Origin of the sequence: Clostridium sp. AM27-31LB, from assembly GCF_003480745.1 — a bacterium.
Taxonomy (GTDB): Bacteria; Bacillota; Clostridia; order Lachnospirales; family Lachnospiraceae; genus Butyribacter; species Butyribacter intestini.
The window spans coordinates 697,297-710,583 of sequence record NZ_QUJS01000001.1 but is presented as its reverse complement, the minus strand read 5'-3'; the positions used below and the strand labels follow the sequence as shown (position 1 = coordinate 710,583).

12 protein-coding genes and 1 CRISPR repeat array (1 of these 13 only partly in view) are annotated in these 13,287 nt (G+C 38.4%); of the genes, 3 read left to right on the top strand and 9 right to left on the bottom strand.

Going from position 1 to position 13,287, the window contains the following annotated elements; genetic code table 11:
• Positions 1–69 precede the first annotated feature (69 nt).
• The 4 genes from DW721_RS02815 to mraZ form a co-directional block, all read right to left on the bottom strand.
• On the bottom strand, positions 70–2,055 hold the full coding sequence (locus DW721_RS02815; RefSeq protein ID WP_118744724.1) for a penicillin-binding transpeptidase domain-containing protein: 1,986 nt from the start codon (positions 2,053–2,055) through the stop codon (positions 70–72).
• Positions 2,056–2,127: 72 nt separating this feature from the next.
• Complete coding sequence (locus DW721_RS02810; RefSeq protein WP_055943399.1) at positions 2,128–2,655, bottom strand: hypothetical protein; 528 nt, start codon at positions 2,653–2,655, stop codon at positions 2,128–2,130.
• A 22-nt stretch (positions 2,656–2,677) separates the two neighbouring features.
• On the bottom strand, positions 2,678–3,613 hold the full coding sequence (gene rsmH, locus DW721_RS02805; RefSeq protein ID WP_055943402.1) for a 16S rRNA (cytosine(1402)-N(4))-methyltransferase RsmH: 936 nt from the start codon (positions 3,611–3,613) through the stop codon (positions 2,678–2,680).
• A gap of 32 nt (positions 3,614–3,645) precedes the next feature.
• On the bottom strand, positions 3,646–4,128 hold the full coding sequence (gene mraZ, locus DW721_RS02800) for a division/cell wall cluster transcriptional repressor MraZ (protein ID WP_347560346.1): 483 nt from the start codon (positions 4,126–4,128) through the stop codon (positions 3,646–3,648).
• Between the two features lie 162 nt (positions 4,129–4,290).
• On the opposite strand from mraZ, the gene DW721_RS02795 reads away from it, so the two are divergent.
• A complete protein-coding gene (locus DW721_RS02795; protein WP_118744723.1) occupies positions 4,291–4,773 on the top strand; it encodes a MarR family transcriptional regulator in 483 nt (160 codons plus the stop codon).
• 86 nt (positions 4,774–4,859) lie between these two features.
• A complete protein-coding gene (locus DW721_RS02790) occupies positions 4,860–6,191 on the top strand; it encodes an MATE family efflux transporter (protein ID WP_118744722.1) in 1,332 nt (443 codons plus the stop codon).
• A 236-nt stretch (positions 6,192–6,427) separates the two neighbouring features.
• Here DW721_RS02790 and lgt read toward each other — a convergent pair whose 3' ends face one another.
• From lgt to DW721_RS02765, 5 genes are all read right to left on the bottom strand, one after another.
• Positions 6,428–7,291, bottom strand: coding sequence for a prolipoprotein diacylglyceryl transferase (gene lgt, locus DW721_RS02785; RefSeq protein ID WP_118744721.1), 864 nt, complete (start codon positions 7,289–7,291; stop codon positions 6,428–6,430).
• 26 nt (positions 7,292–7,317) lie between these two features.
• On the bottom strand, positions 7,318–8,418 hold the full coding sequence (ychF, locus tag DW721_RS02780; RefSeq protein ID WP_022014564.1) for a redox-regulated ATPase YchF: 1,101 nt from the start codon (positions 8,416–8,418) through the stop codon (positions 7,318–7,320).
• Positions 8,419–8,670: 252 nt separating this feature from the next.
• Positions 8,671–10,797 (bottom strand): SulP family inorganic anion transporter, encoded by a 2,127-nt coding sequence (locus tag DW721_RS02775; protein WP_118744720.1) that lies wholly within the window; start codon positions 10,795–10,797, stop codon positions 8,671–8,673.
• A 19-nt stretch (positions 10,798–10,816) separates the two neighbouring features.
• Positions 10,817–11,092 carry a hypothetical protein gene (locus DW721_RS02770; protein WP_118744719.1) on the bottom strand — a complete coding sequence of 92 codons (276 nt, stop codon included), beginning with the start codon at positions 11,090–11,092 and terminating at the stop codon, positions 10,817–10,819.
• Between the two features lie 15 nt (positions 11,093–11,107).
• Complete coding sequence (locus DW721_RS02765) at positions 11,108–11,635, bottom strand: nitroreductase (protein ID WP_118498382.1); 528 nt, start codon at positions 11,633–11,635, stop codon at positions 11,108–11,110.
• Between the two features lie 403 nt (positions 11,636–12,038).
• On the opposite strand from DW721_RS02765, the gene DW721_RS02760 reads away from it, so the two are divergent.
• Positions 12,039–12,833 (top strand): Cof-type HAD-IIB family hydrolase, encoded by a 795-nt coding sequence (locus DW721_RS02760; RefSeq protein WP_118744718.1) that lies wholly within the window; start codon positions 12,039–12,041, stop codon positions 12,831–12,833.
• Positions 12,834–13,086: 253 nt separating this feature from the next.
• A CRISPR array of direct repeats spans positions 13,087–13,287; the repeat unit is 37 nt; unit sequence AGTTGTGTTACCATTCAAAATTACATACACCTAAAAC; it runs 36 nt beyond the window's last position.

Here is a 13,287-nt window from a genome sequence, read left to right as displayed (position 1 = left end):
GTCCTCTTTTTGAATATGGCTATTAAGTATTGTATTACAGGTATAGATTTTTATGCACCAAAAAACGAATTATCCGTTATTTTTTTTACTTTTTGCAACTTTATAAGTGCTTGAAGAAAATCCTCCCTTTGGAACTTCAAGAAGCTGATTTCCTTTTTTTGTTGACGGCAGTGTGATTTTTTTCGCACTGTCGGATTTGCCTGTCTGTTTATATATACCCAACATCGGAAGAACATCTTTAAGAACTTCACTCGCAAACTCAGTAGCATATGTACTATGTGCCTGGTCTGAAACATGAGGTTCATCAATAACAACATATATCATAAGTTCCGGCTTATCCGTCGGTGTAAAGCCTGCAAATGAAACAAGATATTTTCCTTCATTTCTCGGCCATTTCTCAGCCGTACCCGTTTTTCCGCCTATAACATACCCTTTTACTCTTGCAGGGCCTGCCGTACCCTCGTCATCCTCAACAGTCTTTTCAAGATATTTTCTTATAAGTTTGCTCGCATCTTCCGAGACAACTCTCTTTACAAGTGTGTTATCATTGGATGAAACAACTGCTCCACTCTCTGAATTTATCTCCTTAACAACATGAGGCTGATAATAATTTCCGCCGTTTATAACTGCACTAAATGCTGATGCAAGCTGAATCATCGTAACAGTCTGACCCTGTCCAAAACTCGAAGTTGCAAGTTCGACCTGATGCAGTTTTTCTTTGCTGAATATACCGCCCTCAGCTTCGCCCGGCAGGTCTATACCAGTCTTTGAACCAAAGCCAAAACTTCTGACATATTTTGCAAACCTGGTTGCACCAAGATCCGCCGCCATATGCATCATCACATCATTACAAGATTTCATCAAAGCCTTACACGGATCTATATCTCCATGACCTCCGTTAGAATATGCCACACATTTTATATATGTAGGTCCTATCTTCTGACCTCCGTCACAACGATAATGTTTTCCGTCATATGTCACGCCCTCGTCAAGGCTTGCCGCAACCGTAACCGGTTTAAAAGTCGAACCCGGTTCGTACGCATCGGAGATACAGAAATTTCGCCATAATTTCTGTAATTCCTCACCCTTTTTCTTTGATGACATTTTTGCTATCTTAGACTTTGAAAATTTCACCGAAAGATTTCTAGGATCATTGAGATTATAACTTGGATAATCTGCCATCGCATATATCTCCCCATTTTGGGGATTCATAAGGATAACACCCATATTTTTTGAGCCGGTATCTTTCTGAAATTTTTTCATTTTCTTTTCCAGTACACCCTGCACATTTATATCTATAGTCGATACTATCTTATTTCCGTTTTTTGCTTCCTTTACTTTTTCTATAAGATTAAGATTTGAATCATAATAACCAAAGCTTTTGCCATTCACACCATTAAGGCTTGAATTATACCAGCTTTCAATACCTCCAAGTCCGTTACCGTCAGAAGAGCAAAAACCAAGCACCGTACTTGCTACCTCAGAATATGGATAAGTTCTTATATATTTTTCTTCAAACCACACACCCGTTATATCGCTGTCCTCATCTGCGAGTTTATTAAATTCTTCAACAATTTTTCTTTGAATTGATGTATATTTCTTCATCGGATAATACATAGAATTAGGTTTTTTTGACAAAATTGAATAAAATGTTTTTTCACTGATACCAAACACTTTTTTTAAAGCGGCTGCTGTTGCTTTTTTCGATGCATCAGCGTCCTTATCCGCTGCCTGTCTGTTTTCATCTGCCTCTATAACCTGCTTAGGCTCTAATATAAGATCATATACTTTGGTACTCTTAGCAAGGGTATTGCCATTTCTGTCGACAATATCCCCTCTTTTATAATGAATCACCTTATTTACATAACTTTGCTGAGACAAAACTTCTTTTTTATACTCTGTTCCTTTGTTTACATTTAAATAGATTACTCTGACACCTGCACCCATAATAAGTGCAAATATAAGCAGTATGGCTATAACCAGCTTTACTCTTGATTCCCGCCTTAATCTGTTTATATTTCTTCGTCTTATTTTTTTTAACATCGTTTTGTCCATTGCAACAAACCTCTACCAATCTGACAATCATCTGCCGCTCACATTTATTGTGCATCCGGCAATGATAATATTCTATTTATTCGTTGTTTCAGGCACTTTAGCGTACTGCTTAACCATGTCGCTCTTTTTGTTTTTATATTTAAACACCTGATTATTCTCTGCTCTTACCATGCCAAGTTTTCTTGTCGCCTTTTTATATATCTGCGACAAATCTACTCCATTTAATATTTCCTCATACTTCTCATCATTTGAAATCTTCTGCTCCTGAATTTCTGACTGAAGTGCGACCACCTCTTTTTTCAGTGCAACACTTCTGTTCTGTGCACTTATAAATGATGCAGTAACTCCTATAAGGATAATCGCAACACACATCATAAAAACTATATTAAACACTGAAACACCAGGTATTGCAATATTACCCGGATCAAGTTGTCTTCTTCTGCGTTTCTCACGCTCTATTCTCTCTTCTTCTCTTCTTTTTGGTACAGCTTCAAGCTGTCTGACTGTATTTCCCTCAACATATGTGTTTTTCCTGTAATTAGGAATGTGCCTTCTCTTATTATTTTCATATGTATAACCGTTTCTGGTATATTCTGACATTTGACTCCTCCTTGTTCTGCCACTAATTGTGCTCAAATATTCTCAGTTTTGCGCTTTTTGAACGCGGATTAACTTCCATTTCCTCTCCACTTGGAAGTATAGGTTTTCTCGTTATAACTCTCCCTTTTGGTTTTCTCCCACATACGCAAACTGGAAAATCAGACGGACAAACACAAGGGTTTTGTGCCGTTCTAAATGCATTCTTCACAATTCTGTCCTCAAGAGAATGAAATGTGATTATACAAAATCTTCCTCCCGGATTTAGTAAGTCTATCATGTCATTAAGATTTTTCTCCAAAACATCCAATTCATGATTTACTTCTATCCTTATTGCCTGAAATGTCCTTTTTGCCGGATGTCCTCCCTGCTTTTTCATCTTCATCGGTATCGCATGGTCGACTATTTCAGCCAATCTTTTAGTTGTAAGGATAGGACTTTCTTGTCTCTCCATCACAATATGTTTTGCAATATTCTTTGCAAATTTATCTTCGCCATAATTTTTTATAATATGGAAAAGTTCGCTTTCCGTGTACTCATTTACAACCGTTTCCGCTGATAACGGCTGTCTTGTATCCATACGCATATCAAGAGGTGCATCCATTCTGTAAGAAAAACCTCTCTCTGCCGTATCTAACTGAAATGATGATACTCCGAGGTCAAGTGTTATGCCGTCAACACCTGAAATACCAAGTTCATGAACAACATCCGGCATATCCGAATAGTTGCTCCTGACTATAGTTACCTTATCACCATATTTTTTCAATCTCTCCGTACTGACTTTGATAGCATCTTCATCCTGGTCTATACCAATAAATCTGCCATCCGTGCCAAGTCGTTCACACACATGACCGGCGTGCCCGGCACCTCCGAGTGTTCCATCAACATATGTGCCATTTTCCTTAATGTCAAGTCCCTCTATAACTTCATCAAGTAGAACCGACTTATGAACAAATTCCATAATAACCCTCACTTCTGCACTAATATTCTTACTTATAACGAAATACCAAGCTCGTCCATAGCCTCATCAAGACCCGCTGTCTCCTCTATTTTCTCCTCAGCTTTAAGTCTCTCCTTGTCCCATACTTCTATACGGTTCATCATACCAAGAAAAACAACATCTTTTTCCAAGCCTGCACTCTCCCTTAACAATCCGGGAATAAGTATCCTTCCCTGTTTATCAGTTGTAACTTCCATAGCCTTTGATAAAAACTGACGCTGTAATCTTCTTGTATTCTGGCTTGACGAAAGACCCATCAGCTTGTCTGCAAAATCTATCCACTCCTGCGACGGATAGATAAAAAGGCAGCCATCTAATCCTTTCGTTATAACGAATGTATCGCCCAATTCGTTTCGATATTTGGCAGGAATGATTATTCTGCCCTTGGTGTCAATAGTATGCTCATACTGACCCATAAACATAATAATCACCCACTTTCTACCACCTATATGCAATTTGTCCCCACTTTTAACCACTTATATCCCCTATAATATAACTTTTCCCCACTTTTTGCAAGTGGGTGACAAAAAAAAGTCATATTTTTCTCCTTAACCTGTTTTCTTGTTGACAAAAAAGCAAAATAACATTATAGTATTCTAAGTACGAAATCGGACTTAAGATAAGAAGCTGATATTATTATGAAAAATATACCTGTATATAAAGATATTCATTCTGATGAAAAACCGGTTATAAGTAAACCGCTTTTAGAATTTAATAAATTTTACAAAGAATTAAATGACCTTTATCACGAAACAGCCTTAAATGCAGGTCTTTCCGAAAGTTCCTTTGACATATTGTACTCGGTCTTTGAACTCGGTGACGGCTGCCTGCAAAGTGACATACAAAAAATTTCTTTTTTGCCAAAGCAGACTATCAATTCTTCGATACACAAACTCGAAAAAGAGGGATATATATCTTTTTCAGATGGAAAAGGCCGCTCAAAGCACATAAATCTGACACCGACAGGCAAACTACTTATACAGGAAAAGATATATCCCATAGTAAAGTGCGAAAACAATTCCTTTTCTTCATTAAACAAAGACGAACAGAAACTTTTACTTAGTATGTGCAAAAAATACATCATATCGCTGCACAATGAATTTAATAAGCTCAACGAATAACTACAAAAGAATAAAATTTAGATTACTTTTGTTTTTGACAATCACAATAAATTAATAAACTCAACAAATGACTGCGGAGGTAAATTATGGGTATCCAATTATCGGAACATTTTACATTTAAAAAACTTTTAAAATTTGTATATCCGTCAATAATAATGATGATATTTACATCAATATACAGTGTCGTTGACGGATTATTTGTATCAAACTTTGTTGGCAAGACGGCGCTCGCTGCTATCAATCTCATACTCCCTTTAATTATGGGACTAAGTGCTCTAGGCTTTATGATGGGAACAGGCGGAAGTGCCATAGTTGCAAAAACACTCGGTGAAAAGAAAAACAAAAAAGCAAACGAATATTTTTCATTGATAGTTTACACGACTATAATCGGCGGTTTATTTTTTGCCGTTCTCGGTGCCATCTTAGTCCGTCCCGTAAGCATCGCTTTAGGTGCAACCGGTGAACTTCTCGACAACTGTGTACTGTACGGACGAATAAGTTTTATATCTCTTATGCCGTTTATGCTCCAAAATGTCTTCCAAAGTTTCTTTGTTACTGCCGAAAAACCAAAACTCGGACTTATGGTAATCGTTGCCGCCGGTCTTACAAACATGGTGCTCGACTATGTTTTCATCGCCGTACTCGGCTTTGGTTTAAAAGGAGCTGCAATAGCAACCGTATGCGGCGAATGTGTAGGCGGTCTTTTACCACTTGCATATTTTGGCAGACACAACAAAAGTCCGCTTAAGCTTGGCAAAACACATTTTTACGGCAAAGTCCTTATACGCACCTGCTCTAACGGTTTATCAGAACTTATGACAAACCTGTCAAGTTCCATCGTAAACTCATTATACAATCTACAGCTCATGAAATTTGCAGGTGAAAACGGTGTTGCCGCCTACGGAACCATAATGTATGTAAACTTTATCTTTGTTGCAATATTCATCGGATATTCCATTGGAAGTGCACCTATAATAAGTTACCACTACGGTGCCCAAAACCACGATGAACTTAAAAACCTTTTCAGAAAAAGCCTTACTCTCATCTGCATATGGGCATTTGCACTTTTTGTACTCGCACAATTCCTCGCCGCACCGGTTTCTAAACTATTTGTAGGCTATGATCGTTCATTATATGAAATGACTGTCATGGGATTTAGAATATATTGCTTTGTATTCCTTATAAACGGCTGCAACATATTTGGCTCATCGTTCTTCACCGCATTAAACAACGGTCCCATATCCGCCGCAATATCATTTCTCCGGACTCTCGTATTCCAGTTGTCAGCAGTACTTCTGCTGCCGATGATATTAGGCATAAACGGTATATGGTCATCTGTCGCAGTCGCCGAACTCCTGACAATGTGCATCACCATAACTTTCTTTATAAAAAAGAGAAAATATTATCATTATGCGTGAACTCAGTAAGAGTATAGAACTAAAGTTATGCACCCATAAAGAAATTCAATTTAGCAACAAATGATTTTTATGCAAAGAATAGCCAAAATAGATTAAAAAAATAAAACGGCGGCCTTGATATTTAAAATCAAAGTCACCGTTTCTTGGTGCCTGCTTTTATGTCTGAATTAAATTTCTATCTGTTTTTAACCTTTACCATTATCTGTCTGTAACTTTCTTCTGACCGATTCATCACATTATTTGTCTGCAGCTTTTTTCTTTTTAAACATTACGATAAGTATAATCGCAGATACAATGGCAACTGCCAAAGATAATACCTGTGATACCGCAATATGTGTTCCCGGTATCAAAAGCTGGTCCGTGCGAAGCCCTTCAATCCAGAACCTGCCCAAGCCATAACCTAAAAGGTATATAAGAAACAACTGTCCGTCATATTTTTTCTTTTTGGTAAAGAAGATTATTATCAGTAAAACAACCACATTCCACAATGATTCATATAAAAATGTCGGGTGCACCTGAATGTACGAAACATTGTCTATATCAACAAGATGCTTTATCATGTCATGTGTGATATTTGACTGTGCCACATCGCTTCTCTTAAGCTGCATTGCAAAAAGTCCGTTTGTGTAACCACCAAATGCTTCTCTGTTGAAAAAGTTTCCCCAGCGTCCTATTATCTGTCCGATAAGAAGTCCTGCACATGCAGTATCCACAAGTTTCAAAAATGAGACTTTTCTAATCTTTGAGAATACAAATGTTGTTATAACTCCGGCTATCACTCCTCCATAGATAGCCATTCCGCCACCTCTTGTATTGATTATCTCTTTCAGATGCTTACTGTAATAATCCCAACTAAACACCACATAGTAAACTCTTGCACCTATAACGGCAAATATAATATCCCACAAAGCAAGGTCGAGATACATTTCCTTATCCTGCCCTGTTCTCTTTGCCTGCCATGCCGCAATAAGATAGCCACATACCATGCCAAAAGCAATAATGATGCCATAATACGCAATGGCAAAACCACCGATTGAAATGCTCTTGCCAAGTTTTTCAATCTCTATCCCTAAATGCGGAAATCTAACATCAGCTCCCATCAGTTTCCCCCTTAAATGCAATAGTATTAAACATTAAATCTAAAAAGAACTACATCTCCGTCCTGAACAACATAATCTTTTCCCTCAGAACGCACAAGACCTTTTTCTTTTGCTGCATTCATGCTGCCCTGCTCCACAAGATTGTCATAACTTACAACTTCAGCTCTGATGAAACCACGCTCAAAGTCAGTATGAATTTTGCCTGCCGCCTGAGGAGCCTTTGTGCCCTCTGTGATAGTCCATGCTCTTGTTTCATCTTCTCCCGTTGTAAGGAAACTTATCAATCCTAAAAGTTTATAGCTGGCTGCTATAAGTTTGTCAAGTCCTGACTCAGATAAACCAAGATCCTCTAAAAACTCTTTCTTCTCATCATCTTCTAACTCTGCAATTTCCTGCTCTATCTGTGCACAGATAACAAAAACTCCTGAGCCCTCTTTAGCAGCATATTCTCTTACTTTTGCAACATATTCATTGTTAGCTGCATCATCCGCCAAATCATCCTCTGAAACATTTGCTGCATATATTACAGGCTTATATGTCAAAAGATTAAAACTCTCTAACAGCTCTTCCTCATCCTCATCTTCCGGCTCATATGTCTTTGCAAGATTTCCATCCTCAAGATGCTTTTTTAACTTCTCAACAAGATTAAACTCTTTAACAAGTGTCTTGTCATTTTTGACACTCTTTGCAAGTTTTGCATATCTGCGGTCTAATATCTCAAGATCCGAAAATAAAAGCTCTAAGTTGATAGTTTCAATATCACGCAGCGGGTCAATGCTTCCATCTACATGAACGATATTTGTATCATCAAAACAGCGTACCACATGAACGATGGCATCAACCTCACGGATATTAGCAAGAAACTGGTTTCCAAGACCCTCGCCCTTTGATGCGCCCTTGACAAGTCCTGCAATATCGACAAACTCGATAACTGCATGAATAGTCTTTGCAGAATTGTGCATCTGCGTCAAAACATCAAGTCGCTTATCCGGCACCGGAACGACTCCTACATTAGGTTCAATCGTGCAGAACGGATAATTCGCTGCTTCTGCTGCTCCTGCTTTTGTAAGTGAATTAAATAATGTACTCTTTCCAACATTTGGAAGACCAACGATTCCTAGTTTCATTTTATCTTTTACCTATTCGGAAACACCTTGCTATATGGAATTTCCGCCTTTCTAAATAATCACGGACTACTACACTGTCCAGAACACTTATTCAGACTTTTAAATCTTTGTCCGCAAAAAAACTCTTTTAAAAGAAAAGAGCCTTGATACATTTCAATATATTACCATATCAAGGCTCAAAAGTCCATATTTTCAAATGGATTCTAAATAGATATCACTGTCACCATTAACTGCCACTACCTGACAGCTTTTTCATTGTTGTACTTTATCACGCATCCTGACAACAAGTTCATAAACCTCAGGTCTGCGTTCTTTTAAATGTTCATCAAGTATATGTCTTCTCTCTTTAAAACGCTTTGCAAGCTCCGGATGATGCTCGGAGATATGTTCGTAAACCTCTTTTCTGTGTTCTTCAAGCTTTATTGCGAGCGTCTTTTCATCTTTCCCTGAAATATTAACGATTTCTTTTAAATGTTCTTCAAGATGTTCAAGCCACTCATCCTGGTCAAGCTCCTCCATATGCGTCCATGCTCCGTGCATAAGCTTCTCAACATCAATTTCTCCTACATCTTTTTTAAGCTGCTTTATCTGATTTACTATCTGTTTTTCTATTTCTTTTTCCGTATGCTTTCCAAAAGCCCAGACAAACTCCTGCACACGATTATCCGCTCTTTTTCTTGAGCCGCTTATCTCCTCGTTGTCAACTCCTCCCTCCAACGGATACGGACGGTTTATCCCCATATCCTTAAGAGCGATATGTATTGTTCTTCTTGCACAGCCTGCCTCTACAAGATAGCCTATCCCAAGTTTTCTCATCTGTTCGTTAAGGTCTGCGATATGCTCAGTTATATAAAATCTTATGCCTTTTTCCTCAAGGCTCTTTTGCAAAATCACAAGTCGGTCCGCCGCCGTTATATCAATGCTTCCTACACCGCTCGCATCTATTATGACAGCTTTTGTGTCGGCTTTTAGACTATTTTCTATATCTTTTTGCAAAACCGAAACATTTGCAAAGAAAAGATTACTGCTAAATCTATAGATAACAACTCCCTTTACCTCGTGTATCTGTCTGCCCTCCTCAATATCACGGAAATGCCTGTGTCCCGGCTGTATTCCAAGAAAACATCTTGCCGGCTTTGAAGTCCTGATTATCATTTCTGAAAAAGATAAGATTATTCCTATAAGAACACCGTTTATCGTTCCAAGAAAAAGAACTCCCATAAACGCACCGACAAATATCAGACACTCAGTCCTGCTGACTTTCCAAAGCCTTGCTGCAAGTTCAAACTCTGTTGCACCTGCCAGTGCCGAGATAACTATAGCCGTAAGCACCGGCACAGGAAGATAACCTATAAAACCTGTTCCACACAACAGTAATGCCATCATTGAAATTCCTGCAACGATACCCATAAGCTGCGTTTTTCCCTGATACTGCTCACCCATTGCCGTTCGTGAGACAGAGCCATTTATAGGACAACATCCCGTAAGTGATGCGAGAAGATTTCCCACCGAAAAAGCGAGTATCTCCTGATTGTCGTCTATCTTGTAGCCATTCTTTTGTGCAAAATTATTTTCGGCAAGAAGTGTCTCGGCAAGTATCACGACCGCCACGGAAAGACTGACCGTTATAACATCCTTTAAAGGCACGACTGAAAAATCAGGCAACGCCCACTTCGGAAGCCACGTTTCCACTTTATCAAGCGTCTTTATGCCCCATGAACCGACCGGCAGAAAATATGTCATAACTGCTCCGGCACCCATCAGCAATACCGCCATCGGAAACTTAGGCATAACTTTTTTAGAAACAGTAAGTATTATAAGTGCCGAAACACCGAGTATAAGCGATGGTATATTTATACTCCCTATCGTTTCCGCAAGATGACTTAAAAGTTCGGGCAATTCCCCTGTTCCCGAAGTTCCTCCGAGTAGTTTTGGCACCTGCATCAATATTATAGTAGTGCATATCCCCGTTATAAACCCTCCCATAACGGGAGCTGATATATAATTTACAAGTTTTCCTGCTTTCATAAGATAAAACACAAAAAGCCAGAGTGCCACAAAAAATGTTATCAGAGGAACTGCTGTAAGTGCTTCCTTTGAACCGCTCTCTATCCCAAAACTGATAAGTGCCGAACCTACAAGTGCCGCCGGAGCCGCATCCACACCAAACACAAACTGTGGTGATGTAGACAGCAATGCAAATGCGATTATTGGAAACACCGAACCGTACAGTCCACAAACGGCTGGCAGCCCTGCTATCTGTGCATACCCCATCGAAATAGGAATTGAGACAGCCATAATGATTATTCCCGCAATCACATCTTTTATAATATTCTTTTTTTCATATCCTCGCATAGTCCCGGCAAATGTAACGCTCATATTTATCCTCATTTCTTTTTTAGTCAAGTCCGTCATTATAAACTTTATTAATGACTGCCTGTGCCGACTCCATCTCGTGTTTTTTACGAAATCTCTCACGGTCATCAAGTATAGCCAGCATCTCATCGATAAGCATTTCCTCACTCAGACTGCTGACCCGGTAAAGATACCCAAGCATCCTCGTCGCCGTATAGTCAGTATTCATATAGCGGTATGCTATCTCTTTGCAAAGTTCTTCATTAAAACCTTTTTTAAGCAGTTCATTATATAACACACCGCTTTTTTCTGATGTCATATTTTTAGCCTCACTTTATTTTACATAATAAACATAGTCATTTTTTCTTTCTGCTGCCTGTGGCAACGGCTCAGCCGCATAGCCTATGGCACAGTGACCTATACCCTCATAGTCACCCTCTATTCCTAAATCTTTTAAAATCTTCTTTCCAAAATCTGATTCAAACTCTTCCTTTGCTCTGTGAATCCAAATGCTGTTCACACCAAGACTCTCAGCAGCATTCATAAGATTACCCATGACGAGCGAACCGTCATATTTATATGTAGGCATAGATTTGTCTGCCAAAACCATAAGAATTGCAGGTGCACCGTAAAACGGATCAAAGCCCTCATTCCATCCCCCTATCTTACGGTTTTCCTCTGCAATTTTGTCACGAAGCTTCTTGTTCGTCACAGCGATTATTATAGGTGACTGCTTACCCATTCCTGTCGGTGCGTAAGTTCCGGCTTTGATAATTGCCTCTAACTTCTCGTTTTCAACAGGCTCACTTTTAAAATTTCTGCAGCTTCTTCTTGATTCTAATACTTTTAATGTCTCGTTCATGATAAGACCTCCTTAAATTTTCTTTAATTTTATATTGCTTTTGCATTTGCCAAGCTTAAATATATATGTGTTTGAATTTTGCTATTATATGTTAATTTTGCTATACCGGTTGCCCTTTGCATTATTAATTATAGTAAATTTTTAAAAATTGTAAAGTGTGGTAACTGTTCCGCCCCTCAAATATAGTCTGTACTACACGAGTTTGCTCTTTATATTGTAGATTTGAAACTGTTAAGAAGTCCAATCACTGTGTTATTGTTGCAGCCTGCTCATTATATTGCAGCTTCAGAACCGTTACAAAATATCGGCACTCTCCGTATAATATTTGCATAACTGAAATTTCTAATATATAATAATGAAACAAGATTTCAACTGAATTTAAAGAAATGAGGTTTTATTGTATATGATTAAATTGATTGCTACAGATATTGACGGTACTCTTGTCAAAGACGGTACTCTCATAATAGATCCTGAATATATGACTGTTATAAGCAAACTTATTGATAAGGGGATTATCTTCACCGTCTGCTCAGGCAGACAGTTTTCAAGTGAGCAGAAACTCTTTGCTCCCATCAAAGATAAACTGATGTATATAACTGACGGCGGTACTGTCGTGCGTACTCCTGACAGGATTTTAAAAACATATCCCATGTCAAATGAACTCTGGAAAGATATGTGCCGCATGGTAAGGGATGAACTTCCTGCTTGTGATTATTTTGCGGCAAGTCCTGACCTTTGCTATGCTGAAGACGGTGCAAGTCCAATTTTCCACAGACTCAGGGACTCTTATGGTTTTGAGATGCGTGAAATCGATGACCTGACAAAACTTGAAAATGATGATATTATAAAATTCACTGTTTACCATCCCGATTCCTGCGAAGAACTCTGCTCACCGCACTTCATACCTGCATGGAAAGACAAAGCTCATGTCACTTCCGCCGGAAAAGAATGGGTTGACTGTAATCACAGCGGCATAAGCAAATGGACTGCCGTTTCATTTTTAATGGACAAATACAATATCACACCTGATGAAGTCTGCTGTTTCGGTGATAATCTCAACGATACCGAGATGTTAAAAGGCGCAGGCGAAAGTTATGCCGTATCAAATGCAAGACCGGAGGTTATTGCGGCAGCAAAGCATACCTGTGCCCCTTATTGGGAAAATGGAGTGCTGGAGGTACTTAAGAGGTTTTTGTAGGCTGAATTTTTGGCAAATCCATAACGGCAGATATGCTTACCGCATATTATAGTATCGGTTGTAATTTATCAGAAATATATTGCTTATCGAAATTAATTATGATAAGAAAACCAAAATACACGAATGTAGGATTGAGAGTTTTAATTCGTGAGCAATCGCAAAATATGATTTATAAAAAAGGTCTGTATTATATGATTTGATAATACAGACCTTTTAATAGCGTAGAAAATGTGAATTATAGTTTATCACAGCACTATTTCCTACCATCCAAAATTACATACACCTAAAACCTCTGGGGATTCTTTTATTTAATAGCATTTAGTTGTGTTACCATTCAAAATTACATACACCTAAAACATACTTGTATAAATTCTGCAAAATTCATACAGTTGTGTTACCATTCAAAATTACATACACCTAAAACTGTTCATCCTTGCCTACTAACTGATTTTTA